Source organism: Deltaproteobacteria bacterium (genome assembly GCA_016874735.1).
Taxonomy (GTDB): Bacteria; Bdellovibrionota_B; Oligoflexia; order Oligoflexales; family CAIYRB01; genus CAIYRB01.
This window is the reverse complement of the sequence record VGTI01000017.1, coordinates 34526-59931: the sequence shown is the minus strand read 5'-3', so window position 1 is coordinate 59931 and position 25406 is coordinate 34526. Positions and strand designations below refer to the sequence as shown.

Sequence of the window (25406 nt, the reverse complement as noted above, 5' to 3'; positions counted from 1 at the left end):
CACCAATGGACTGAGCAAAATCGCTAAGCAGCAGAAGGGCCAAACATGACGCAGGCACCGTTATGCTGTTACTAAACTTGAGTTCATTCTTGGGATTAAGACCGATCTTAGCCATGGTCCCTACTGGTTGCAACCGGAAAATATTGTTATTTTTAGGAAAAATGATTTTTAAGCTTTGCCAAAAAACTGCTCTTCCCTTGCGATATCTGGACGTTTACGTTAGTTTTACACTTCTCCAATGAATCAGCTTTGAGGAACCACTCGTGGCTTGGCTAAACCGAGAAAAAGCACCTCTGACTAAAGGACAACGTACTGACACCCCCGACGGCCTCTGGGAACGTTGTAGTAATTGTGGTGAGATTGTTCTGAAGCGAGATTTTAAGCTGAACCAAAATGTGTGTCCCAAGTGTGGTCACCATTTTCCGTTAGTTGCCATTGAACGCATTCAGCACTTTCTCGACGCTGACAGCTTCGAGGAGATGGACGCCGAGCTCTGCTCGACGGATCCCTTGAAGTTTGCGGACAGCAAATCCTACAAGACGCGTCTCGCTGATACGTTCAAGAAGACTGGGCAGTACGATGCTTTTTATGCCGGTCGCGGGCGGCTTAGTGGGCGTCCTGTGCAGTTGGGCGTCTTTGATTTCCAATTCATGGGCGGTAGCATGGGCTCAGTGGTTGGCGAGAAGATTGCCCGTCTTTATTTGCGCGCGGCTGCGCAGCGTGAGCCGGCGATTATCTTTTCGTCGTCCGGCGGCGCGAGGATGCAAGAGGGCATCCTCAGTCTGATGCAGATGGCAAAAACTTGCGCTGCACTCGCTAAGCTACGCGAGGCCAAGGTACCGTTTATCTCGGTGCTGACGCATCCGACCACTGGCGGCGTTGCTGCCAGTTTTGCCACTCTAGGCGACGTCAATATTGGCGAACCGGGAGCGCTGATCGGTTTTGCCGGGCCGCGCGTGATTCAGCAAACTATTCGGGAAAAATTACCCGAAGGCTTCCAACGTTCCGAGTATCTGCTCGAGCACGGGATGCTGGACATGATCTGTGATCGTGAGTCGCTAAGACCACAGATTGCCAAGATTCTCGGCATGCTCATGCCGCAATGAACGGCCACGACACTACAGATCCACCAGAGCTCGTGGCGCTATTTGATAGGCGTCCTCAAGTCATCAAACCAGGCTTAAGCCGCATCCAAGCGGCTTTGGATACCTTGGCACAGCCTGAGTTAATCAAGCGACCAACGATCACAGTTGCCGGTACTAATGGTAAAGGTACGACGAGCGGATTCCTCTGGCAACTTTGTGCCGCGCATCAGTGGCGCGTCGGACTGTTCTCGTCGCCACACTTGCAGCATTTTCGCGAGCGGATACAGCTTTCTAGGCGGCAAGTGCGGGATGAAGACTTAGTGGACGAGCTAAGGCTCCTCGAACGTGAGATACCGGCCGAGGTTTACGAACCGCTGTCATTTTTTGAAATCAACACACTGCTAGCGCTGCGCTTATTTGCGCGCAACCGCACCGATCTCAACATCCTTGAGGTAGGCTTGGGCGGTAGGTGGGACTCGACGAATGTCGCCGACCCCTGTCTCGCGATCATCACGAGTATCGGTCTCGACCACCAACAGTGGCTGGGCTCCACGCATGAAGCTATTGCTGCCGAAAAAGCCGGGATCATGCGCCCAGGGCGACCGGTGATCTGGGGCGGAAGCACTGCAGGCACACCTGGAGCCACGGCCGTGCTACGCAACGCGGCAGCTGAACTCCAGGCCCCTTTTTGGGAGCAAGGCCTAGAATTTCGCATCATCGACGACGAGCTCGTCCTTGATCTGCCTCGCTGCCCCCACGCTGCAGTGAAGCTACCGCAAAAAGCGCGAGGCTGGCCGCCGTTCCTGCGCGATAATTTTGCCAAGGCAGCGGCAGCCTATTACTGGCTAGTGGCAACGGGAGCAATCAGCCGATCGACCGTGAGTCCGCAAGAGGCATTAGTAGGCAGCATCGCTAAAGTCGACCAGAATTTGGTGCCTACACCCCCTTGTATGAGGGCGCGCTTTGATCACATCGAGATCAGTGATGAAGGCCAAGGCGCAAGGTCGCTACTGCTAGACGTGTGCCACAATATTGCTGGCGCCGAGGCCCTAATTGCAGGCCTCAGGGCTACGGGCATGGTGAATGCCGCGAACCCCACACTACCAGCGTTGGTCTCCATTCTGGCCGACAAGGACTGCGACGAGATCTTGGATATCCTACGTCAAATTTTGTCACCAATGATCCTGTTCGCCACCAGCGGTGAGCGCAGCTGGTCGGCAGATCGTCTCGCCCCACGACATCGCGATTTGGAATTTACGCTTAGTTTTGCCGCAGCCTGGCAACTCTTGCCCAGAACGGGAGCAACCACTGTCATCTGCGGCTCGGTACATGCTGTCGGCGAAGTCATGCGCGAGCGCGGCATACCACTCGCATGAGCTCACTCCAGCGCTCCGAAGCTGTGGCTTCAGTGCGAGGGTCGGTGTACCATCACCCGATGACAAAAGACAAGGCACTCACATCTCACCGACTACTGGCGGCGCCAAAATCACGGCGTATCATGTGGTCTTTTGTCTGGTCGCTACTGATGGCGCCAATGGTTGCTGGACAGGTAGCTCACGGTGCCGATACCGTTTCAGAGGCCTCGCGCGAGGCCAATCAGCAGATCTTTTTCGATGGTCGTACCACATCGTTTAATAAGGACCTCAATCAACAGTTATTTGAGGGCGATGTTGTGATGATTGGCGGTGGTGCTGTCATCGGTGCCGATCGCATCACGATGGACCGGATGAATAATGTGGCCGAGGCCTCAGGCTCGGTGGTGCTCTTGCACAGGAACACCCTTTTTCTAGGCAACTCGATCAAATACCATTTGAACACAGGTGATTTTATCATCACCGACGCTGTGATGCTCACCAACGACAATGCTGCTAACGATGACGTGACGCAGAAGGTTTTCGGATTTCGCCCCACGGAGCTGGCCTTTGCCAAGGCGCGCAAAGAGCGTTTGAGTGAGGTCGAGGAGCGCAAAGCGGCTATGCGCCGCGATGTCGCCGCTCACGGTGAACTAAGTGACGAGGCCATAGGTCGTTATACTTTGCTCTTAGAACAACAGCAGGTGATCGATCAATGGTCGAGTCCTGGACTTGCCGCGATCAGCGAGGAGAGACGGGATCTCATGCGGCGGCGGCGTGAATTCTGGGAGCAAAGCCGCCAAGTAGCAAATGCCAAAGGCAACGCCTCGTTTACCGCTTACTTGCATATCGAGGGCGATAAACTCACGCGCATTGACGGTAACGACTATGCCGCTAGAAACGCTCTCTTCACACCATGCCGCTGCGCTAAGGACGAGAAGCCCGCCTGGGCTTTTCGCGCCGACAGTGTCGATGCGCAGATCGGCGGCTATGCTGATCTCAAGAATGCCGTGCTCGAGATCGGTGGCATTCCCGTGCTCTATCTCCCCTACCTCAAGTTGCCTCTCAAGGATCAGCGCCAATCTGGGTTTCTCATGCCTGTTACGGGCTTTCAGCAGGTCACAGGAACCACCTATACTCAGCCCATCTTCTTCGACCTAGGACCCAATCAAGACGTCACGGCGACGACTGATTTCTTTCAATATCGGGGTACGCGCTTAGGGCTCGAGTACCGCATCAAACAAAGGGTGGATTCAGGATGGACTCTAAAACTAGAGGGCATCCGCGATAGTCTCTGGATGGAACAGATCGGCACGAGGCAGATCCTAGGTGACTACTACCGAGCGGGTTACGACGCTTACCAAAACAATCAGCCACCACCCACAATCGCCGCTACAGCCTCGCCTATGGAGAGGACCAGGCAGTCACTCTATGACCGGGCCTACTGGGAGCAGCCGGGGCTCGCTAACAATAAGTATGGCTCGGTATCATCGCAAATCGACAACTACATGGCCATCCCACGTAATACGTGGCGTGGGCTCACCAGTTGGCGCGGCACGACGTATTTAGCACCCAGACTGTCGTTTGTGAGCAATGGCGAAATCAATTCAGATCACAGATATACCGAGGAGTTGTTTCTACCTGACAACTTTGAGCGCGCCCTCAACGGTGGACTTGCCGCCAAGTCCTTTGCTCCGGCACACGCGCAGATTCATCTCGACGGTCGCGACCTGTATGCTGGGGTTGGTAGTCTTTACGGCGACAACTTCCTCACTAACCAACGCTTTCAAGGGCAGCAACTCCCGCTGACCCTTAAATTACAGTCACGATACTTTGCCATCACACCAAGTAACTCGCTGATTCCGGTATACGCGCAACTCCTCGGTGAGTCGATGCAGATCACTGAGGCGAATGCCAACGATAATCTTCTAGCACGCGCGAATTCCCCCATGCCCTCGAATCTGGGCGGTGGTAGCTGGCGTCGGGTGCAGCTGGCGACCGTTTCTCCATTGCTTAGCGACACGATCGTACAGGTCAATCACTTTGCCGAGTTTGAGCAAAGACTCATAGAGCACAAGGCCCTCTCCCCCAACGCTAGTCGCATCGGATCGTGGGTGACGGGTCTTGAATTTCGTCTACCTATCGATGGTAAGGGGGAAGCGCCCGCCTGGCTCACATCGTCAGAGTGCGACGCGTTGAAGACCGAGCAGCAACCAATTCCCGCTGGCTGTCCCCTGCCGGGGGAACCTAAGCCGCGGGAGTTTATTCGTCATGCAATGGACTGGCGCCTGCGCATTGCTAACCGCCCAGTGGTCGTCAAACGTGGACCCTACGCCAACCCCGAAAGCGGCTATCTGACCTATTTTGCCTCAGATGCCAGAAACCCCAATCCAGCTATTGCTGATGTCGACAGCGACGTACCTGACGAAGAACGTCTTAACCCCTACCAACGGATGACGCTCAGTACGGACCACACTTGGAGCCTTGAATCCGAGGGCTGGCAACGCCTTGTTGGTGTGGCCCCAGTTCCAGAGCCGGTGCCGGGTGAGTCGATGGAGTCGCGGGCGCGCCGTGAGCTCTCCAGCGCACTCGAGCGCCCGGTGTCGAGCGTTTCTTCAATGTATAACGAGGAGACCCAAAAGTGGCTCATCGACCGGTTTCAGCTCATCACAGGAAATCGCGGCACACCGCTGAGCTTCCACGCTGATATTGCCTACGACTTTCGCGATGCCAGAGTCAGGGAACAACTCAAAGAGCAGAATGCAAACTTGCCTCTAGGAGCCACGCCTGCAACGCTGGTGGAACCATGGAAACCCATCAATGCCTCGCTTGGCTTTAGCCAGTCGGGCTGGTCACTCAACCTCGGAACCGTTTACAACATTTACCGCCATGCCCCGTTGACGGAGTCGGCCTACTTGACTTCGCCGGTCGTTGGTAGCTCGCGGGCGACTGTGGGTTACACACTGACCAAGAGCTACCAGGCTGGGTCTAATTCGTTTCAACGCACCAGCCTTAACTCCCTGGCACTCGATAGCGGCATCGTTCCTAACTTCACGGCCTTTGTGCGGGTGGGGAAACAGAAGATCGACGGGCGCCCTACCGACTACACCACGACCTACCGTACGGCCTTTGGCGTCAAATATGTGTCCCCGTCGTCATGCTGGGGACTCCAGTTTGCTCGCGAAAAGGATTATAGTGTTCTAGAGAGCCAAGCAAACTACGTACTGCGATTATCTGTCATCTTCATGGGGCAAGAGCGACCTCTGCCTGACATGTCGGGCAGCTTTATTCAGCAGGCTAGTAGTGAGCACACACTATAATTAGAGGATGCTCTATGCACCGGATGTCACCGCGGCAGGCGCTGAAACTTGCTGGTTTCAACAACCTCACCAAGAGCCTCAGCTTCAACCTCTATGATTTTTGTGTGGCGCGTAACGAATCGGAACGCCAATCGTATATCGATTATGTGAGTGAACGGTTCCACGCCAAAAAGATCACCTCGGTGCTGACTGGCATTTGCGGGATTATCGAGGCCCAGGTGCTCGCCGTCTCGGACCAAAACTATGAGCCATGGGGTGCTAGCTCGATGGTCCTGATGTCGGACAGTAAGGGCGGCGGCGGCACCTTACCGGCCACACATGTCCAAGGTGCTGCTATGCACCTTGATAAGAGCCATATCTGCGCGCATACCTATCCCGACTTTCACGGTGGTGGGACTATCTGCTCGTTCCGCATCGACATTGATATTTCCACTTGCGGTGAGATCTCGCCACTCAGGGCACTGAATTTTATGTTTGAGCGTTTTGATGCTGATGTCGTCGTCATCGATTATTCGGTACGGGGATTTACACGGGATCATGAAGGGCGCCGTATCTATATGGATCATCAGGTCAAAAGTATTCAGGACTACATCGCTCCTGAGATCCTGAACGACTATTACTGCGTCGACCTTGCCCTGCACTCGGACAATATCTGGCAGACTAAAATGCTACGCATGCAGCAGGATACGATGAGTTACTTCCGCGATCCTATCGATCCTAATGCCCAAGACATCCGCGCCTACATGGATGCCATTAACCGCGAGATGCGGGGTGTGCTCCACATGTGGCCAGAGTAAAAATTTAGGCATGCTTAACGCATAAAAACAGTCCTGACAAAATCCTTGGCGATACCGTCAGACATGTGAAGGAAAGCCTCGCGCGTGGCCTCTTCGTATCGCAGATGATCGTTAAACTTAGTGGTGACGCCGCTGGCGGCGTGGAGCGCCCTGAAGCCCGAGGTGACTGGATATACCTTGCGTGCAATGAGCTGGCGTGTGCTGAGATTCCAGGCTTCTACTTCTACCACTGTAGTGAGAGTGCCCTGATCACGAAACTTACCAGCCTGAGTCATTTGGTTGAAATCACTGGGTACAGGTGGGGGGCCCCCGTCAAATGCCTCAGGGTCCTTGACCTTGACCACACCGCGACTATTCAGATCATTGTCGAGGTTGGTGCCTACCGCTGTCACGCTGGCCGCGCGCACGTGGGCCCTCACCAGGGCATCGGCTTGACTTTGACTGACCAGCTGCCAGTGACCATCGGCCGCAAAAGCACGCTGCAGACTCTGCCACAGCATCTCATGCGGCAGCACTTCCTGGCTGGTGTCAAACACGGCTTCCACCGCCACTGAGTGTACCCCAGCCGGCAACTTAACGTGCCGGTTGGTAAAACGGTAGGCACACCCGGCGAGGACAAATGCTGGCAACAAAAAAACCAAGATTTGACCAACTTGCCATAATGGCTTGTTCGCTTTTTGACATGGATCAAATACACTCAAGAGTGAGCAGCCCCCAAAACTAACTTTCTTACTTCCTGCGAGGCATAGTGTATGCGCTTATACGGCCCCGACAAGGACAAATTCACCAGCAGTTTAGTGGTCTCATCGCAAGCTGCGGCTGAGCGTGATATCCAGAACTGGCTCACCGAGAATCAACAGGATGCGGCTATCGACGGCGACGGCTGGACCTGGCGCATCGCCGTCAGTGTGAATCAGGCCCCCGACCCGTCCGATACACGCCGCATGGAGTGGCACCTCAAAATTCAGCTCTGCACCCTAATGACAGCGGCTGACCTGGTGGAGGGCGGTATCCTCAGTAGCGAGGGTGATGCCAGGATGCTGAGCTTAATTGGCGAAGAGGCTGTCCCCATGGCCATGAAGCCGACCCGGCACAAGGTTGCCAGTGAGGCTGCAGCCCGCACCGTCCTCAGCGAGTCCCTACCCAGCCTGAAACGCACCTTTGCCGGGTATCAGTTGCACGCCATCAAGCGTGCCTTGGTCCACCGGTGGGTCGACCAAAGTCTGGCATTCGGTGGTCGGGATTCGAAATTTGGTTGACGCTGGGCAGCCAGTTTTAATAATGGTCAGATGGCAGTAAACAGGTCACGGTGGTGCCATGGCATGGCACAGCCTTACACTTCCCCTTTGCTGAAGGCTAACTAATGGATCTCGTTCCAGAAAACCTTGGCGGCGCCGTCGTTTTCAACCTCAACAGCTCGTGCGGCTCCAACAAAGCTGTTTGTGGCAACTGCGGTGACTTTGCCGTGGCCATTCACAATTGGCTGATGAACACCGAGGTTCGCTACGTCTTGCTTGATCTGCAGGATGAAAAAGAAATCTGCCCAGCCTTCCTCGAGGAGATCATGCAGCTCGCCCGTCGCCTCAGGATTCCGTTCCTGTTCGCTGGCGTTATGGACAAGCCTCGTCGCATCCTCGAGTCCTACGACTTCACCAATAAGTGGCCGACGTTTGTCACCCCCGAAGAGGCGATTGCCTTCTTGGAGGACAAGCACCCCGGCACCACCAAGGTATCGCTCGAGGGCTTAGAGTTTGGTGTAGCCATCGCGACCAGTCGAGCTCGTAACGCCGTGCTGACTGATGGCGGAGAGGCCGAGGCTGAGGCGGCGGAGTGATCTTGAGTTAAAAAGTAAACGAGTGGTCATGGATGCGACCGCTCGTTTGTTATTTACTTACCAGCACTCGACCTAATCCGACGCCTTATCCAAGTCCTTGGCGATAATCTGCAGATTTTCCCGCACCGTCGTTAACTGCGTCGCTTCGGGAAAGTGCTTGAGCGCATCCTCGAGATAATTCTTGGCCTGCTTGAGATAGATGGCGCGCGTCTTCGGATCAGCGATAGGGCGCGCTGTTTGGAAGGCTTGCGCGGCCTTGCGGCGCAGCTCTTGAACGCCGAGATTACTGAACTCCTTGATCTTCTCCTGAGCCTTGGCGTGCGCGGGGCTAGTAACAGGAATCATGCCTGCGCGCTGCACAGCTGCCTGGAAGTCACCCTTATCGGCGAGAGCTTGAGCCTGGTCCAAGGCATTTTCGCCCACCGTTGCCATCGGTGCTGGTACACCGAGCACTGGAATCGCGCCCGGTGCCGCCGAGGCAGGTGGACCTGGAAGCTGCGCCGATACCGGCGGACCAGCAGGTCCCGTCGGTGCTGTAGCTGTGGGCTGGAGCTCTGCGGGCAGGGTGGAACCCACTTGCTGCCACGCCGTCACATGCTGCCGCAGGGCCGCTTGCACGGCCGTTGTGAAGTTTGCACTTGAAGGAGCCGCATTGAGCGCACCGAGAACCTGAGCCGCTGCTTGTTGCGACGACAACCAAGGATTTTTCTGCAAGGCCTTAGGCATATCGACGCCATGGTCAGCTGCCAATTGCTCTAACGACAAAACTGGACGCGCCTTAGCGACATGCTCCGGTCCGGTAGCAACGATATCACTCTCTTGAAAGGTCGGCGCGGCGGGTACACGCGGCTGCAAGACTATTTTGCTGACAGCCAGAACGCCAATCGCCTCCGCCAACGAACCTACGGGGGGATTTAACGGCAGCCTGGCAAATAATTGGCGATCATTATCGGTGAAGAGTTGCCCCGGATCGACAAGGCGCAGGTATAACCCCAACTGTTCATCGGTACCAGGTCCGGTTGGTGCTACGGGTACAAAGGAAATCACAGGTGCTGGCTGCCCTGCCGGTGGAGTCTTCGAACCCACCTTAGGCGTGGCGAGTGAGGCATCATCGAGCCGTTCGTCATGCTGCCGTTTGGCCATGCAACTGATCAGCTGCGTGCTCAGCGCTAAAGCAATCGCCGCCGCAACACCCGTACGGGAAAGTCGGTTATTGATATACATGCAAGTAGCCATTGCCAACCTCATTAGGACCTCAAAACCCAAGGGACAGCGACGCCAGATAGCGGCGATCTTCGAGCGCTTTTGCCGTCGATGATACGTCAACACCGTAAGTCGCAAAGTCGATTTCAAATGCACCTAAAGCAAAACTGAAACCAGACGTGATAAAACCTTGATTCACACCAAAGCGTATCGAGTACTCTGGAAGTACTAAAGGATTGCCGACAAAGAATTCGACACCAGCATGAATGAGAGCGCTAAACGGCACACTCTGCAGTCCGAACGACTGCGACGCCGTACCAACCGGTAGATTATGAGCATCCAACGCCAACCTTAAATTGGCCGAGCGCGTAATCCTCGGCGTGATCGAAAGCCCGACGCGCACATCGGTCGGATCGAGTACCGACAAGGCATCGGCGTTGCCAAAGGTACCCTGGAACTTATTGCCACATACATTCTGACGAGTCTGTGTGTAAGGATTTAAGTAATCCGCCTTGCATCCTGTCGGTAGATTGAGCGCAGCAACACCGATGGTGGGAAACCAGAAATCTGCCACGGTGTACATAAAACCAACGTCGATGCCGAGCCCGTCGGCTCGGTTGGAGTCCTTGCGGAGGTACTCGTTCAGGGCCTTTTTATCGACTAAATTAGCTGAGGGAATGCGGTTTTCGTAAGCATAGCGAGACACTGGCCTAAGCTGCAGGGCTGCATTGAGTCGATTCGACGGATTATTCCACCCCAGTGTGACTACTGCGCCCACATCTGATACGGCATTCACTGCTGCGACATTGGTGGCATCGGATTCAATGAGGGCCGAAACTACCGTGTTCGAGTAGACTCCGAAAGCTACCGGGCTTTGCCGACCAAAATCGAACAATGACACCGGGAATAAGGCGCCGCGAGCCCACAGGGGCTTTCCCGTGATGGTACCGGCGCTGCTTAAAACGCTGGCGATACTCTTGTCCTGAGCTCCGCTGAAGGCCTGGTAGAATTCACGCGTATTACCGTTAGCGCCGATCATTAAGTTGGGAAACTTACTAAGACTCAGAACCCCTCGCGTCCGCGCCTTGCGCGACCTGCCGATGCCTGCCGGGTTAGTCCAGACGGAACTCTCGTCATTAGCCACAGCCGTAAAGGCACCCCCCATGCCGAGGGGGCGCACCGCACCGAAGGCCTGACCCGGTATCTCCTCGGCCATAGCGGAGCCGTGCGGCATCAGCAGCAAAGCCAGCGCCATGCCCCAAATCCAACGATTTTGCCTATTCATGAGTCTCAGCCTGGCTGGCCATCGTCCGCGCCAGCATCTCAAGGTCTTCACTGTGCTGTCTCAGGCGCCTGATCTCATGCTCCCGTGCCTGCAACTGCTCACGTAGCTGGGTGGTCTCCATCTCACGCTGCGCTTTGAGAGCCGCAAGCTCGGCATCCTTGGCCTGAATCACCGCATCCTTCATCTGCACCAACTGCTCAGACATCGCGCACACGCGCTGCATCGACTGCTCGGTCAGTTTGAGGATCTCACGATTCTCCTCTTTAGCTAGGCTTAGATGATCAAGCAGAAGAGCCAGCTCTGGAGTCTGCCCACGCTCGCCGCTCAGGCTTAGATAATCGCTGCCATTGCGTTCCGCTGTGCCAGCTGCCCTGGTCCCTGGGTCACTTGAACCAGGGAGGGGGGGTAGGTCGGCAAAGGGATGCTCCGACGTCTCGGGGCTGAAAATCAATAGCCGCCCCTGCTGCATGCGCCCAAGGAGCTCGCCCCGCCTGATCTTCTGCCAAACCTCATCGACACTTAGGAGGTGGCGTTCAGCATAGGCGTCGAGGGGCATGCCTTCGTCGCCGCTAAAATCCGGAAGCCCCTGACTCGATTGCTCTTCTGGGACTTCTAGTCGCATATCCCCAGTCTCGAGCTGACCTTTTGAAGCCGCCTCGCGCATGCATCCCTCGTAAGTAAATCTGCTAGCCCTATCATTTTTAACTCAGGTTTCTGGGGTGTGCAACCGATGACCCGAACGGGACGGTGGCGGCTCCACTGCTGTCAACACTGCAGCCGCTCCGACACGAACCATCTGGGGACGGGCGATGGCCAAGTTGAATATGTTTAAAAAGCGCAAAGGTGTTTTACCACTCCTGGCAATCTGCCTCCTGATCAGTCTGACTGCGATGGGGACGCTCTACCACCATTACTCCCATCCTAGCGACATGAGCGCCATCGGCATGATTGAGAACCGTCTCTTGGACCTGCGCTTTCGCTTGCGCGGGCCTCGCGCTGCAAGCGGCAAGGTCGGCATTCTTGCGATTGACGAGAAGTCGCTACAAAAATTTGGCCGCTGGCCCTTTGCCAGACGCCACTACGCTCAGATTTTCGCCAATTTAAAAACGCTTGGTGTTGACTGGGTCGGTCTCGACTTGGTCTGGAGCGAAACCGAGCGCACTTTGGTCGAAGACGTCGCCCCTCAGCTCGAGCGCCTTGCTAAACTCGATGACGGTAACTGGGCCGCTGCGCGCGCCGCAATCAGCAACATCAAGGATGCACTTGGCGCCAGCCCGGGCGACCAGTCGGTCCATGACACCATTGCACGCTACGGCAAAGTTGTGCTCGGTTACGCGTTCTATGGTACGCGCCACGAGTCCGAGCAATTAGGTGCAGAACCCTTCCGCGGGTTAGATCTGATGACGGAATCAGCCATTCAGGGTCTGATTTTACCTGACAAACAAGAGCTCGATGATTATCCCGACATTCGCGCCTATGGGCTCATCGCCAACATCCCCCTGATCGCGCAGGCAGGAAAAAACTTCGCCTTCTTCAACAACGAAATCAGCGCCGACGGGATCTACCGCTGGGCGCAGCTTGTACGCAATCTCAACGGTCAACTGATGCCGTCCCTCAGCCTCAAGATGGCAGCAGCTATGACGGGACGGGAGCCGGTCGTTTTCTTCGACAACTACGGTGTCTCAGAAATTAGTTTACTCAATCCAGCCGACGATACCGATATCATCAAGATACCCGTTGATATGGTCGGTCGTGGGCGCGCACTCATCAATCATCTAGGCTACAGCCAGTCGATCGAGCACTTCAGCTTGGCCGACATCTACGATATGACGCTCAGCGACGCGCAGAAGCAAAAGCTAAACGGCATGAGTCTAATTCTCGGACCGACGGCGATTGGTATCAACGATCTCCGCGCCAATCCATTTACCGCGGCGTTTGACGGTGTCGAGCAGCATGCGACCGTGATCGACAATATCTTGTCGCAAACTTTTATGCGCCGCACTGAGAGTATATTCAAAACTGAGATGGGTGTGATCGCTGGGATATTTCTGCTCTTCACGCCACTCATGATCTTCAGCTCCGCTGCAGTTTCGGGCATGGGTGTCATCGTCTTTCTTTGTGGTTACTACTTCTTTGACAAGTATTACTGGTTTAGTCGCGGTGAATGGGTATACATCGGCATGCCGATGATACAAATGCTGACGCTGTTCATTAGCACCACACTCTATAAATACCTGACCGAAGAGCGCGAAAAGAAAAAGGTCAAAGGCGCCTTCAGCATGTACCTTAGTCCAGACGTCATCTCGCAGGTACTTGACGATCCAAATGCCCTGAAGCTTGGCGGCGAGAAAAAGGAGCTCACTGTATTCTTCTCAGACGTGCGCAGCTTCACCACAATCTCCGAAAGCTTATCGCCAGAAAAACTATGCGAGCTCATGAACGACTACTTCACCCCGATGACGGCGATCATTCTACGGTCAGGTGGCGTGCTCGATAAATACATCGGCGACGCCGTCATGGCCTTTTGGGGTGCACCGTTGCCGGTCGCGGGACACGCAGAAGTTGCCGCTCAATCAGCGATTCAGATGCTTTTTGCTCTCGATAAGCTCAAAGCTGATCTGAAAGCTAAGGGTTTCCCAACGATCGATATAGGTATCGGCCTCAACACTGGGTCGATGTCGGTTGGTAACATGGGATCTAACGAGCGCTTTTGCTACACCGTCATGGGCGATGCCGTAAACCTCGGGGCCCGCCTAGAGGGACTGACCAAGGAGTACGGCATTAAGGTCATGATCAGCGAGTTCACCCGAGCGCAAATCAAGCGCCCAGATTTATTCGTGCGCGATCTCGATGACATAAGAGTAAAAGGCAAATTGGAACCGGTCAAAGTCTTTGAGCTCATGCGTCCGGACGCATTACCGCAGGAGCAAGCGATCAAAAACCTGATCGGTGAATTCGAACTCGGTCGTGCTGCCTATCGCCAGCAGGATTGGCCGCGCGCCAAACGGCAGTTCACGAGTTGCCTCACTATTCGTCCGGATGACGGCCCAGCCAACCTCTACCTGGCGAGGATCGCAGAGCAATCACAAAGTCCAGCCATCCCGAATTGGGACGGTGTCTACACCTTCAAACACAAATAAAGTAAGGAGGAAAGCTATGCGACAGAATACCCGGGGCTTACGCCTAAACCCAGCTTGGATTAGAGCGCCGCGCGTGAGTCTTGATCTCGAGGTGCGCTCGAAGACGATCGGCACCAACACTGATTACCGGCTCTTTACTGCTGACGTTTCACGCTCAGGCATCTTACTTGTGTGGGAGCGCGAGAGCCGCGTCCCATTCATCGTCAATACCCTCATTGAAATGACCATCGACCCTGATGGAGCTTGCCTCGACAAGCCGGTTAGTTGCCTCGGCAAAGTGGTCAGACGGGAAGCCACAGGCACCGCTGGTGGCCACGGCACTAGACTCGGCGTGCAGATCGTGCAAATTGAGCATGGCGATCAGCATGCATGGGAAGGCTGCCTCAGCGAATTAGAGAAGCGCTACGGCATCGAGCCTGAAGGCAAGACTGTGGCTTGAGGCATCGCGCGGAAGTCGCCATAACCCGGTGTCTCAATTGGTGCTCTATGTTAAATATGATATCTCTAAACTAGAGTTCAACCCCCTGCGAAAGACGAGGCCCATGGCAACGACCAGCGACAGCAAGAGCACACGGAGTCACAAAAGCGCAGCAGTCCTCATCATCGGCGCTGGTAATATGGGCGGCGCTCTCGCTAAGGGCCTTAGTGATTCGGGATTCACCGTAGCCGTGCACGATATCCATAGTGCGCGCGTCGATGAGCTGTGCAAAAAATATGACGTGCGGGCAGTCACCACGCCTGAGGTTGAATTAGCTAACATTGATGCGCTGATCTTCTGTGTGAAACCACAAGACTTGGTCACTGTCACCCAGCCTCTAGCCGGCAAGATTCGGCCCAATACCCTAGTAGTGAGCATACTCGCCGGCACTCCCATCGCTGCGATTGAAGAAACGCTGCGATTTCAAGGCGGCGTCGTCCGGGCGATGCCCAATATAGCCGCGACCGTACACGCCGCTGCCACCGGTATGAGTGCCAGTCCTGCATGTACGGACGACCAAAAGATTTTAGCGGAACGCATCTTTCGCGCCATTGGCGAAGCTGACTGGATTAAGGAACCGCTGCTCGACGCCGTGACTGGACTTTCGGGCAGTGGACCAGCATATCTTTACATGGTGATCGAGGCCTTGACCGACGGCGGCGTGAAGATGGGTATCCCACGGGCCCAAGCCGCGCGTCTTGCCACTCAGACGGTACTAGGCTCAGCGCTCCTCGTGAAGGAGACTGGCCTTCATCCAGCCATCCTACGCGATCAAGTAACGACACCAGGCGGCACCACCATCAGCGCCATCCATGAATTAGAAGACCGCGGTCTTCGGGCCATGCTAATCAGCGCCGTAGAGACTGCGACCAAAAGATCGGCGGCGCTGCGGAGCAAATAGGATTTTGAATTCTCCGCGGATTGAGAAAAATTAAGTCCAGGTAATCACTCAAAAATACGATGTTTATCGGGGTTCGCTAAAGTTTGGTCCTCAAAATGCCGATAACTACCCATAAGTTCGCCTAAACCTAGAGGACCCACCAAACTATCCATCGGATCCTCTCCTTTATCCCCCCAAGGGAAGGAGTGCTTGTGTCAACTTCGTCTGTCGTTCGGAAGGTCGTCAGTGTTCCAGTTTATGCAGCGGTACTCAGCACAATGTTAGTGGCGTGCGGCACCGTAACCGTCAAAGAAGAGCGCCGGGCAAAAGGGCTACAGTCTGCCACCGCTGCCGGTAACGCCGACTCTACAGCAACGGAACAAGCTAAACGCGATGGTGACATTGCAGCCGTGAACCGAGGTTTAGCTCTAACGCTCCCAGCAGAGATGCCTAAAACCGTCGATACGGTCAGCATTACGCTAATCTCTGAATTAAAATCCGAGCCAGTACCAGTGCCAGCTCCAGTTCAAATTTTGCCTGCTGACATTAAACCAGAACCCACTAAAATACTTCCATGCAGTTATTACTTTGGTAACGGTGGTGGTGGCCTTCCCATAGAGGGCTGTGGCGGAGGTGACATCGGTGGTTTGCTCAAGAGCCTCCCTTGGCATAACGGACTTCAAGAAAAACATCCGCTAGCTGCCGCGGGTATTAGTCAGGCAGCTCATCACGAAAAAGATCATCACAGTAAAGCTCATCACGAAAAAGCCGCAATAAAATCCAAAAAGCACGGGCCGGCTGCTCGCGTCGGCAAGGGTCAAGCCATCCAACCGGTAGCATTTGTCCCATTACACTGGCTAGATGACACGCGCCCTGCGGGTTCGTGCGGCTTAGGTTCCGATCTGAAGGACAACGATCCACTAGCTGCTTTTCTAGATTCCGATGCAGGGACTAATATTTCCTTTAACACACTGAACTACTATTTCGGTTCCGATCAAAAGGAATTCGCCGTCGAAGACCTCGAACCAGGCACCTACGTGGTCGTGATCGAGCTTATCGATAGCAAAACCGGCAAAGTGATCGAGAGCGGCGAAACTAAAGTCGTGGTCGAGGCTGGCAAAGTCGCTGCTGCGAAAGTCAAATTAACCACGGTTCCAGCGACCACTGGTGGCGTTGTGATCACCGTCGAGCGCGCGCCGACTGCAGCTGTTACGCAAACTAAAAAATAATTAGAGATATCTAAAAAACATCTCGGTGCAGTCAGCGGTGCAACTAACTACACCGAGATGTTTCTTTTCACCCTAATTCTTCTACTTAAAAACATCCTCGTCGCATTGCTGGCACAAACGCAAGTCAAAGCACAACTTTCCGCATTATCTGAGATGAGGCAAATAAACGCTAAGCAATTACATAATAAAATAATGTTTATTATTAAATGCTCAATGGTGCCTCTAAAAATGCCGATAGGAAAACATCATTTCGGTACAACCTAGAGGACCCACCAAACTATACATCGGATCCTCTCCTTTATTCCCCAGGGAAGGAGTGCTTGTGTCAACTTCATCTTTTGTTCGTAAGGTCGTAAGTATTCCAGTATACGCAGCGGTACTCAGCACATTTTTAGTGGCGTGCGGCACCGTGATAGTCAAAGAAGAGCGTCGGGCCAAAGGGCAGCAATCTGCCAATGCTAGCGGTACTGCCACCGCAGCGGAGCAGGCTAAACGCGACGGCGATGTCGCTCTCGTGAATCGCGGACTAGCTTTGACGCTCCCAGCAGAGATGCCTAAAACCGTAGATACGGTCAGCATTACGCTAATCTCTGGAGCAAAAACCGAGTTTGTACCAGCACCACCGTACGCGCCTGCTAAAGGTTGGCCATGTGGGGCCTACGAGTTTCAAAAATTTCCTCGTGAAATTTTTGCAGATCAAAAACCCTGCAGCCTCATAGGAGGCAGGCCTGGGCATATCGGAGTCCTAGAGAAACATCCGCTTGCTTCTGCGAGCCTAGCTAAGGCGGCGACTAACGGAAAAAACCATGGCGAAAAAGCCGCAAAAAAATCTAAGAAAGAGGGACCCACAGCTCGCGTCGGCAAGGGTCAGGCAGTCCAACCAGTAGCATTCGTCCCGCTACATTGGCTGGATGAATCCCATCCAGCTGGTTCGTGCGGCTTCGGCTTCGGCTCCGATCTGGAAGAGAATGAGAACGATCCGTTGGCCGCCTTCCAAGACTCGGATGTCGGCACCGCGATCTCACACAATACTCTAAACTACTACTTCGGTTCCGATCAGAAAGTATTCGCCGTTGAAGACCTCGAACCAGGCACCTACGTGGTCGTGATCGAGCTCATCGACAGCAATACTGGCAAAGTGATCGAAAGTGGCGAAACCAAAGTCGTGGTCGAGGCTGGCAAAGTCGCTGCTGCGAACGTCAAGCTAACCGCGGTTCCAGCCACGACTGGTGGCGTCTCGATCACTGTTGAGCGCGCACCGGTGGCACCAGCCGCTAAGTAAAGTAATTAGTCACCCTAAAAAACATCTCGGTATAGTCAGTAAGGAAGCTGACTACATCGAGATGTTGCGTTTCATCCTACTTTTGAAACTTAAATACCAGCTCGTCACCGTCTAGGTCGACGGTCACCTCGCCACCACCACTGAGCTTGCCAAATAAGAGCTCATCGGCCAGACGCTTTTTAAGTTTATCTTGGATGACACGCCCCAGAGGACGCGCACCGTAGGCTGGATCATAGCCGGTACGTGCAAAATAACGGCGTGCCTCATCACTAACGGCCAGCACGACGCGCTGCTTGCCAAGACGCCGGCCTAAGTCCGCAATAAATTTGTCGACCACTTTGAGTATAATTTCTTCCGCCAGTGGTTTGAACGAGATGATGGCATCCAATCTGTTACGGAACTCCGGACTAAAGGTATCCTTAACTGCCTGGCTCTCGCCGGCGCCCACACCTAACTCACGCTTAAAGCCGATGGCGCCATGGAGCAGCTCTCTTGCCCCCGCGTTAGTCGTCATGATGATGATGACGTTACGGAAGTCGGTCTCGCGCCCATTGGCGTCGGTCAATGTGCCGTGATCCATCACCTGCAGCAAAATATTTTGAATGTCAGGGTGAGCCTTTTCAATTTCGTCCAGTAGCAGTACGGCATGCGGATTCTTATTGATGGCCTCAGTCAGCAGACCACCTTGGTCGAATCCGACGTATCCCGGAGGGGCACCGATGAGGCGCGAAACGGCATGCCTCTCCATATATTCGGACATGTCGTACCGCACAAATTCGACACCCAAGATATGAGCAAGCTGCTTTGCCACCTCGGTCTTGCCCACGCCCGTAGGTCCAGCGAAGAGGAAGCTGCCTATGGGCTTCTCCTCATCCCGCAGTCCACTGCGCGCCAACTTAATCGCGGCTGCGAGAGCGTCGATCGCCTGATCTTGGCCAAATACAACTGTTTTGAGCTCCTCGGCCAGATTTTTCAAACTCTCGCGATCGGTGGCGCTGACCTTTTGCGGCGGTATGCGCGCCATCTTGGCAACCACGTGCTGAATCTCGGTCGGTGTCACACGCAGTGGCTTGCCGTCCTTAGACTTGCGCGGCTTCAGTGCAAAAGCTGCACCGGCCTCGTCGATCACATCGATGGCCGAATCGGGTAACTTGCGCTCGCGCAAATGACGCTGCGCCAGCTCAGCTGCTGCCCTCAGAGCCTCGGCCGTGTAGGTGATGTGGTGATGCTCTTCGTACTTGGACTTTAATCCTTTAAGGATCTTGATCGTATCGGCTAGCGAAGGCTCGTCGACGTCAATCTTCTGAAAGCGACGCGCCAAGGCGTGATCATTTTTGAAGTGCTGCCGATATTCTTTATAGGTCGTCGAACCAATGCAGCGCAACTGACCAGAAGATAGGGCGGGCTTCAGTAAATTCGATGCATCCATAGCCCCACCGGATACCGAGCCAGCACCAATGACTGTGTGGATCTCGTCGATAAACAAGATCCCCTTCTTGCGCTTGAAAAGCGCCTTCATCAGATCTTTGAGGCGCTGCTCAAAATCACCCCGAAAGCGGGATCCAGCTAGCAGAGTCCCCATATCGAGCGCGAAGATTTCCGCGTCTTTGAGAGCTGGGGGTACTTTGCTCTCCGCTATGCGAAGCGCAAGCCCCTCGGCAATGGCCGTCTTACCGACACCGGCATCGCCGACGTAAAGCGGATTGTTCTTGCGACGGCGACACAGGACTTGAATCGTCCTCTCAAGTTCAGCATCCCGGCCGATCAAAGGATCGATCTTACCAGCGCGGGCGCGAGCCACTAAATCCGTGGTGAAAAGCTTAAGTGGATCCTTGCCAACGCGCCCTGACCTCGCCCCCTCTTCGCCTGCCTCCGCTGCTTCCTGGGCCTGCTCGTCATCGTCCTCGCCCTGATCTTGATCACCAGGTGGCAAACTCCGCTGGCTAGCCTCACCCTCCACATCAAAGTCGACGCCTGGCTTGACGACGCCGTGGGCGATGAAGTTGAGGATGTCGATGCGACTTATATTCTGTTTTTTCAAAAAATAGACGGCAAACGACTCGCGCTCAGAAAATATCGACACGAGCAGATTATCGCCACCGATCTTATCCTTACCGGCGGCACGGACGTGCTGGGCCGCCCGTTGGATCACCCGCTGAAAGGCAATCGTTGGCTGCGGTATCTGACCAGGCTGCAAGACGTCGGCGGGATAATTCTCCGCAAAAAAGTCCTCGATATACTGGCGCGTCACGTCAACATTGCCACCGCACGCCCGCATGGCACGAATGGCAGAGTCGTTATAAAGGAGCGCCAGTAAAATATGCTCTACAGTCACAAACTCGTGACCGCGACGAGCTGCCTCGCTCACGGCCAAATTAAGGCTGATCTCCAACTCCGGACTAATCATGGACCGAACTCCTCAAGCACGCTCGAGCGTGCACTGTAGAGGATACTCCTGTTCGCGAGCTGCTTCCGTAACTTGTGCTACCTTGGTCTCCGCTATCTCGTAGGGATAGATGCCGCAGAGGCCCTTGCCCTTATGATGCACGGCTAACATGATTTCTGTAGCCTGCGCCTGAGTTTTACCAAAGAATCTGACTAAAATATCGACGACAAACTCCATGGGAGTATAGTCATCGTTATGTAAGAGCACTTTAAAAAGATGCGGCCTCTGGACGCGTACATCACGCTCCGTCAAAACCCCACCCTGACTACTCTGATCGTCCTGTTCCATAGCGCTACGGATACCCCGCCTACTCTCTGGTTCCCTTTAGTTCTACCTGGGATCTCTGCGCTTGGTCCATCACTCAATGCGCACTACTACGCGCCGGTTGATTGATCGCGCTCGTTTTAGCGCCTCGCCGGTCAATCCCTTAGTGCTAACCTTGGGTTTAGTATGAGCATAGGCGTGTACGGTCATACGATTTTCGTTAACCCCTCTGGCTTTAAAGGTGTTAACCAAGGCGATACCCCTTGAGGAGCTCAGCTCCCAGTTAGAACTGTAGCGTCCCTTGCCGACGGGAACATCATCCGTGTGCCCCTCGAAGATAAGACGATATTCCCCCGGTGCCGTGGCTATAGCCTCCAGCACCACGCCCACTTGCTGCTTGGCCACAGGATTTAGCTCGGCAGAGCCAGGGTTGAAGATCAGCTGATCACGAAACTCAATACTCAGGCCCATAATATCCGAATTGACTGAGGCGACGGAGTCCAGGTTTTTCTGCCTGATGAGATTGCGAATCTTATCGGAGAGTGTCTTAAGGTTTTCTACGGGAACCTCTTTAGCGTCGGGATCCTTCTTGGTGTTCTGCTCCTTGATCGCGCTACTGAGATTGTCATACTTGTGCTTATCTGGCGTCGAGTAGGCGAGCTGTAGGACAAAGAACGACATGAGGATCAAACTCATATCTGAAAATGACATGAGCCAAAGGCCTTCGCCCTTATGCACACGCGATTTTTTTCGAGGCGCGGTGGCGGCGAATTCGCCACTAGAGGACGTTGACTGCTCGGTCGTATCGGCCATCAGGCGCCTCGCTTATCGGCTGAGCCCGTGCCGCCACCCTTGTCTTTTTCCTTGTCTTTCGCACCGTAACTTTTGACCAAGTCCTTCAGGTGCATAGAGGACTTCTTGCCCTTGATGTTGAGGACACCCTCAACAACCAGCATATCTACTTCAAGGCTGCGCTCTGCTTCGAGAGCAATCTTCTCTGCCCAGGGGCCATAAATGATCGTACCTAGTCCCAGACCGTACAGGGTGGTGATCATAGCCAGAGCCATATTTGAGCCGATTTTTGCCGGATCACCCATGTGTGACAACATGCCGATGAGACCCATCAGCGTTCCGATCATGCCTACGCCTGGGCAGAGACGAGACATGTTGTCGAATAGACTTGATGCAAGCTGCATACGCGTTTGTTTCAAGTTGATACGAGCCATCAGGTTGTTGCGAATCTCATCGGGCTTAAAATCGTTTACGATAAGTGCGAGCCCATCGCGTAGCAGGTCGTACTTGGCCTTGTCGCGATATTGAATGATCACGCCGAGGCCGTCGCTGCGAGCCGATTTGGCAGCATTGGTCAAAATTTCGATAACCTCTTCGTGGAGTTTAGCCTGACGGTTGAACTGAGCGGAAAAAAGCAGGCGAATCCCTGTCAGGAGATCAGTGAGTGAATGCGAGAGGAGCATGATACTCGGAGGACCAACCATAAGGAGTACAAATGCTGGCATCGAAAAATAGCCGGTAAACCCGCCTTTTCCCTCGTTAAGGAAGGCATATCCGATGGCAAAAATGATGCCGGCTAGGCCGATGATCAGTGACACTTGCGGGAGCCTCGATGCTGAACAATGGGGATCTGAGGATGCACTCCCTTATTTTACGGCTCCCCATCTCCCCTTGTCAGCAGGCAGAAAATGCCGGCTAATCCATACCAGTCCAGGCTTTGGTAGCGATCACGGCGCAGAACGTAAACCTAGGTTGACCTAGGCTCACAATCCATGTAAACCCAAATATGAGTACTTCTATTATATTTGGCAATTAATCGCGGTTTATCAGGTGACTGCCGTCGCCACGGTGAATGCAGCTCGCTCGGAGCCTCAGGCATTAATTGCCTCGCCTTTGGTCGAGGTCGATGGCCATGAAGAAAGCGACAGAGATCAAGTATCCGCACGCGGCAAATTTATTTCAGTTTTGCCGCCGCGTTCTCGATCACAAGTTTGGTGGCGTCCGTGTCATCGATCAAGATATCGGCCAAATACTGGGCTTCGATCCAGCCGACTGCAGCCACTGGAAGCGCGGCAAGAAAAATGTACGCTCCATCCAGGCCATGAAATCCATCGCCGACCACTTAGGTGTCGATGAGCGCCTAGTTATTGATGTGGCATCGGGTGAAATCGATGATCTCGAAGCCTTTCACGAATTCCATGGCTACGGCGCATTTGCTATCGATCCTAGGGCTTACGACACAGCAAAAAAAGAGTTCTACAGGCGCCATGCAACGGACTGGAACAAAGAACTCGAGGCTGAATTTCGCGAAAGTTCAAGTATTAACGAAGCCCAGATCGATCAGGTCGTCGCAGCTATTCATCAGCGCATCAGCTTTACCGAAGCGCCGCTCTACTTGCCGGAGATCTCCGCCGCCTATCAGGACATACAGTTTCTACCAGCTGGTGCAAAAGGAGACGACGCACAAGGCCTAGCGATCGACGTCGCCCGGATAGACGGCAAAACGCAGATTTCCTATCCACAAGGCGCCGAGCTGAAGCCGTTCATGCGCTTCCGGTTGGCCAAGGCTATGGCTAGCCATTTCTTGCGGGATGTCCGTCGCGACAAAGATGCCGACAGCGAGTTTAGTCAGCATCTCCATGACGTACGCAGTAATCTTTTCGCTGCCAAGCTCTTAGCGCCCGCAGGCCTCATTCGCCTCGAGATCGCTCAAGTAAATGTTGCTCGCGATGTAGTCACGCAGCTAGCTGAGACCTTTTGGGTCTCCAAATCACTCATGAACCGCCGGTTGAAGGCCGTGCTACAAAGTTCGCTGACAATTTAATTTGCCAGCGAAACGGCGATAACAACCCAAATATATTAGTATTTATGCCTTCCACGGACGTTGGTAGCGAGCCTCATTTGGCAGCTACGGCAAAAAATTATTTTAGTATTCCCAATCCGTGCCGATAATCCATCTAGGTCAGGGATGTTACAAGACCTAGGGATGGACCATGAAGACGAAACACCCAACCAATCACCTACTGATTCTTGTCTTTGTGTTAGGCCTCTTCGGCACCACTCGTGGTACCGCACAGAGTGACGGCCCTGCACCCGCCGAAGGCACGGCTACCTCAGATAAAAAAGCTAAAGACAAAGCAGCTGATGACGTTGAATCGGATTTCCCACCTGTGCCTGATACTCCTGGGGTGCGCAAAAAGTTTTCCAAAGACGAGGTCAATCGCATTTGCGCGCAGGTCGAGGGGCGCATCATCGCCTTTTATGACGACATTTATAAAGTAGAGCATTGCCAGCGTCGTCCACTACGCGACAACAAGACGGTCTACAACATGCAGCGCGGTGGCACCAGAGTTCAGGATGTCGACAGTGACGTCGTAGCTGCATTGCCCGAGGGCGAGCCTCTCGATGAAGCCACAAGTCTCAAGAACGCACGCGGCTGCGGCAAGCTGGAAGGACATTACATTACCTACTCAAACGTTGATGTTTATTTTGTCGAGAAATGTAAGAAACGTATTTTCCCCGACTGGATGACTTACATTGAGCACCGTGAGCATCGTCAGGATAAAAAAGGTGAGATTTTAGCCTTGAGCGCCATAGAGTTTGAAAACATAGCAACGGGCAAGCCCATTGGCTCGGTGGTAGACGCCCTATTCGCCAAGATGCTTTCGGGAGAGGCTGGCGTCGAGGTCATACCTATAGATGAAGCGTGCGCCGGCCTGGAGGGCAGGATCGCATCCTACTATTCCTATGTTTACCGCGTCGAAAAATGTCGGAAACGCGAAATCAAAAACTCCGAGCTTTACCTCAAAAAACTGGGCGTGGATAATGTCCTGGTCTATGAAATGAGCAGTGAACAGTGGCTGTCGCTACCAAACGGCGCACCAATCACGGCCAAGCCCGACGTTGAACCACAGGCACCCTTAGAGTTCAAACCTAAGTGGCGGCAGCGTTAATCACCGGTCCATCTGCTTGATAGGGTGTCAGCCCCAGGCGCAACCGTATAAAATTTTGACACCCCTACTTCACCTTGCTACATAGCCCAAGCCAGTAATTTCGGCATCTTCCGACTAGTGCCGCAACTGGCCTAGGCTTTGCTCTACTGTAGCTAGCCCCGCCCCCAGCGGTGCTAGTTGCTGATTCTCCCCCTGCCCTAACCTGCCTCCTTGCAGGTCTCTCCCGTGGAAGCTGCTGCCTATGTCGTCCCGAGATTCTCACCGTAAAACCAAGATTTCTCAGCCTGTCCGGCGCTTTCTTACGACCATTATGGGAAAGCCTGCCAGTCCGTCTACTCCCCGTTCCGTCGTTAAGAAAAGTAAGTTCCAGCTGCCTGTTCACCATACTGCCTCTCCGCTGTCTAAAGGAAATTCCAGCATGAAACCCAAAAACCGTCGCTCATTTAAAGCAATGATCATCGCCTTGTTGATCGCCTTCGGTGGCGGCTACGCCATCTACAGAAATCTGTTTACCCCGAAGGTACAGGTACAGCGCGTAGCTCGTCAGTGGCTCGATAACTCAGCTGGCAAACCCTCGGGTTACAGCCCACGCCGCGTGGTATACAGCGGCGCCAAGCATCGCCCCGTCAGAACCTATGGCTGTCACATTCCTCGCACTAAGGCATCCTTAGCCAAGCACGGTAAAAAGCGGACTCATAGCCGTGGCAAGAAGCGCCAGCTAGCCAACCTACGCGGCAGCCACAACTACTACCGCACCGGTTATCACGGATCCAACTGATCCTGTTGGCCATCGAGAGTTTGACGCCCGGCCTTCATCCGCCGGGCCTTTTACTTGACAACCTCACT

The 25406-nt window shown here is 54.1% G+C and carries 22 protein-coding genes; 14 read left to right on the top strand and 8 right to left on the bottom strand.

The window, feature by feature from the left end; genetic code table 11:
* Window positions 1-263 precede the first annotated feature (263 nt).
* From FJ146_09580 to speD, 4 genes are read left to right on the top strand one after another with little or no spacing between them, the layout of a single operon-like run.
* Window positions 264-1106 carry an acetyl-CoA carboxylase carboxyltransferase subunit beta gene (locus tag FJ146_09580; protein ID MBM4252209.1) on the top strand — a complete coding sequence of 281 codons (843 nt, stop codon included), beginning with the start codon at window positions 264-266 and terminating at the stop codon, window positions 1104-1106.
* On the top strand, window positions 1103-2461 hold the full coding sequence (locus tag FJ146_09575; protein ID MBM4252208.1) for a hypothetical protein: 1359 nt from the start codon (window positions 1103-1105) through the stop codon (window positions 2459-2461). Before FJ146_09580 ends, FJ146_09575 begins: the two co-directional genes overlap by 4 nt.
* A gap of 59 nt (window positions 2462-2520) precedes the next feature.
* Entirely contained in the window at window positions 2521-5757 is a 3237-nt protein-coding gene (locus tag FJ146_09570; protein MBM4252207.1) for an LPS-assembly protein LptD, read from the top strand.
* Between the two features lie 14 nt (window positions 5758-5771).
* Window positions 5772-6554 carry an adenosylmethionine decarboxylase gene (gene speD, locus FJ146_09565; protein MBM4252206.1) on the top strand — a complete coding sequence of 261 codons (783 nt, stop codon included), beginning with the start codon at window positions 5772-5774 and terminating at the stop codon, window positions 6552-6554.
* A 14-nt stretch (window positions 6555-6568) separates the two neighbouring features.
* On the opposite strand, the gene FJ146_09560 is transcribed toward speD, so the two are convergent.
* Window positions 6569-7255, bottom strand: a complete 687-nt coding sequence (locus tag FJ146_09560; protein ID MBM4252205.1) for a hypothetical protein — start codon at window positions 7253-7255, stop codon at window positions 6569-6571.
* A 51-nt stretch (window positions 7256-7306) separates the two neighbouring features.
* On the opposite strand from FJ146_09560, the gene FJ146_09555 reads away from it, so the two are divergent.
* The gene (locus FJ146_09555; GenBank protein ID MBM4252204.1) at window positions 7307-7813 is read left to right on the top strand and encodes a hypothetical protein; all 507 of its coding nucleotides are present in this window, start codon (window positions 7307-7309) and stop codon (window positions 7811-7813) included.
* Window positions 7814-7917: 104 nt separating this feature from the next.
* Window positions 7918-8388: an STAS domain-containing protein gene (locus tag FJ146_09550; GenBank protein ID MBM4252203.1), complete on the top strand. Its 471-nt coding sequence runs from the start codon at window positions 7918-7920 to the stop codon at window positions 8386-8388.
* Between the two features lie 72 nt (window positions 8389-8460).
* On the opposite strand, the gene FJ146_09545 is transcribed toward FJ146_09550, so the two are convergent.
* From FJ146_09545 to FJ146_09535, 3 genes are read right to left on the bottom strand one after another with little or no spacing between them, the layout of a single operon-like run.
* Window positions 8461-9624, bottom strand: coding sequence for a hypothetical protein (locus FJ146_09545; GenBank protein ID MBM4252202.1), 1164 nt, complete (start codon window positions 9622-9624; stop codon window positions 8461-8463).
* A 19-nt stretch (window positions 9625-9643) separates the two neighbouring features.
* Window positions 9644-10846 carry a hypothetical protein gene (locus tag FJ146_09540; GenBank protein ID MBM4252201.1) on the bottom strand — a complete coding sequence of 401 codons (1203 nt, stop codon included), beginning with the start codon at window positions 10844-10846 and terminating at the stop codon, window positions 9644-9646.
* Between the two features lie 22 nt (window positions 10847-10868).
* Window positions 10869-11540 (bottom strand): hypothetical protein, encoded by a 672-nt coding sequence (locus tag FJ146_09535; protein MBM4252200.1) that lies wholly within the window; start codon window positions 11538-11540, stop codon window positions 10869-10871.
* A 145-nt stretch (window positions 11541-11685) separates the two neighbouring features.
* On the opposite strand from FJ146_09535, the gene FJ146_09530 reads away from it, so the two are divergent.
* From FJ146_09530 to FJ146_09510, 5 genes are all read left to right on the top strand, one after another.
* On the top strand, window positions 11686-14016 hold the full coding sequence (locus tag FJ146_09530; GenBank protein MBM4252199.1) for an adenylate/guanylate cyclase domain-containing protein: 2331 nt from the start codon (window positions 11686-11688) through the stop codon (window positions 14014-14016).
* Window positions 13916-14455 carry a PilZ domain-containing protein gene (locus tag FJ146_09525; protein ID MBM4252198.1) on the top strand — a complete coding sequence of 180 codons (540 nt, stop codon included), beginning with the start codon at window positions 13916-13918 and terminating at the stop codon, window positions 14453-14455. The genes FJ146_09530 and FJ146_09525 overlap by 101 nt, the downstream gene beginning before the upstream one ends.
* 103 nt (window positions 14456-14558) lie before the next feature.
* Entirely contained in the window at window positions 14559-15395 is an 837-nt protein-coding gene (proC, locus tag FJ146_09520; protein ID MBM4252197.1) for a pyrroline-5-carboxylate reductase, read from the top strand.
* A gap of 191 nt (window positions 15396-15586) precedes the next feature.
* A complete protein-coding gene (locus tag FJ146_09515) occupies window positions 15587-16603 on the top strand; it encodes a hypothetical protein (protein ID MBM4252196.1) in 1017 nt (338 codons plus the stop codon).
* Window positions 16604-16925: 322 nt separating this feature from the next.
* The gene (locus FJ146_09510; GenBank protein MBM4252195.1) at window positions 16926-17885 is read left to right on the top strand and encodes a hypothetical protein; all 960 of its coding nucleotides are present in this window, start codon (window positions 16926-16928) and stop codon (window positions 17883-17885) included.
* A 76-nt stretch (window positions 17886-17961) separates the two neighbouring features.
* On the opposite strand, the gene clpA is transcribed toward FJ146_09510, so the two are convergent.
* The 4 genes from clpA to FJ146_09490 all read right to left on the bottom strand — a co-directional run bounded on the left by clpA (window position 17962) and on the right by FJ146_09490 (window position 22205).
* A complete protein-coding gene (gene clpA, locus FJ146_09505) occupies window positions 17962-20292 on the bottom strand; it encodes an ATP-dependent Clp protease ATP-binding subunit ClpA (GenBank protein ID MBM4252194.1) in 2331 nt (776 codons plus the stop codon).
* A gap of 12 nt (window positions 20293-20304) precedes the next feature.
* On the bottom strand, window positions 20305-20619 hold the full coding sequence (gene clpS, locus FJ146_09500; protein MBM4252193.1) for an ATP-dependent Clp protease adapter ClpS: 315 nt from the start codon (window positions 20617-20619) through the stop codon (window positions 20305-20307).
* Window positions 20620-20688: 69 nt separating this feature from the next.
* On the bottom strand, window positions 20689-21408 hold the full coding sequence (locus tag FJ146_09495) for a hypothetical protein (protein MBM4252192.1): 720 nt from the start codon (window positions 21406-21408) through the stop codon (window positions 20689-20691).
* A complete protein-coding gene (locus FJ146_09490; protein MBM4252191.1) occupies window positions 21408-22205 on the bottom strand; it encodes a hypothetical protein in 798 nt (265 codons plus the stop codon). Before FJ146_09490 ends, FJ146_09495 begins: the two co-directional genes overlap by 1 nt.
* A gap of 314 nt (window positions 22206-22519) precedes the next feature.
* Between FJ146_09490 and FJ146_09485 the strand changes: the two genes are divergently transcribed.
* From FJ146_09485 to FJ146_09475, 3 genes are all read left to right on the top strand, one after another.
* Window positions 22520-23431 carry a hypothetical protein gene (locus FJ146_09485; protein MBM4252190.1) on the top strand — a complete coding sequence of 304 codons (912 nt, stop codon included), beginning with the start codon at window positions 22520-22522 and terminating at the stop codon, window positions 23429-23431.
* A 169-nt stretch (window positions 23432-23600) separates the two neighbouring features.
* The gene (locus FJ146_09480; protein MBM4252189.1) at window positions 23601-24560 is read left to right on the top strand and encodes a hypothetical protein; all 960 of its coding nucleotides are present in this window, start codon (window positions 23601-23603) and stop codon (window positions 24558-24560) included.
* Window positions 24561-24978: 418 nt separating this feature from the next.
* Window positions 24979-25338 (top strand): hypothetical protein, encoded by a 360-nt coding sequence (locus tag FJ146_09475; protein MBM4252188.1) that lies wholly within the window; start codon window positions 24979-24981, stop codon window positions 25336-25338.
* Window positions 25339-25406: the final 68 nt, after the last annotated feature.